Below are 383 nucleotides of genomic sequence, written 5' to 3'. Positions count from 1 at the left end.
CGGTTAGTTCCAAGGTTTTGACCCCATCGTCTAGAGGCCTAGGACATCACCCTTTCACGGTGAGTACCGGGGTTCGAATCCCCGTGGGGTCGCCAAGTTTGTAGCACTTGGCTTGTGTTGATAAATACAAGCGAAAAGCTGCCTGCCAGGAGTGGTAGTTCAGTTGGTTAGAATACCGGCCTGTCACGCCGGGGGTCGCGGGTTCGAGTCCCGTCCACTCCGCCAGTCATAAGCCTTTGCAGTTCTTTTGGGTGCACTGGTTTTTCTTTGGCATAAGCCAAAGAAGTTTGGGGGTATAGCTCAGCTGGGAGAGCGCTTGCATGGCATGCAAGAGGTCATCGGTTCGATCCCGTTTACCTCCACCAAATTTGTCAGTGGTAGTT

3 tRNA genes are annotated in these 383 nt (G+C 53.0%); all 3 read left to right on the top strand.

Annotated features, from left to right (window positions below):
* Window positions 1-19: 19 nt before the first annotated feature.
* The 3 genes from DBR23_RS21860 (at window position 20) to DBR23_RS21850 (ending at window position 365) form a co-directional block, all read left to right on the top strand.
* Window positions 20-95: transfer RNA gene (locus DBR23_RS21860), tRNA-Glu, on the top strand.
* A gap of 53 nt (window positions 96-148) precedes the next feature.
* Window positions 149-225 (top strand) — tRNA-Asp (locus DBR23_RS21855).
* 64 nt (window positions 226-289) lie between these two features.
* Window positions 290-365, top strand: a tRNA-Ala gene (locus DBR23_RS21850).
* The last annotated feature ends 18 nt before the right edge of the window (window positions 366-383 follow it).

The organism is Acidovorax sp. HMWF018, from assembly GCF_003061035.1.
GTDB classification, from domain to species: domain Bacteria; phylum Pseudomonadota; class Gammaproteobacteria; order Burkholderiales; family Burkholderiaceae_C; genus Acidovorax; species Acidovorax delafieldii.
This window is presented reverse-complemented; position numbering and strand designations above follow the sequence as displayed.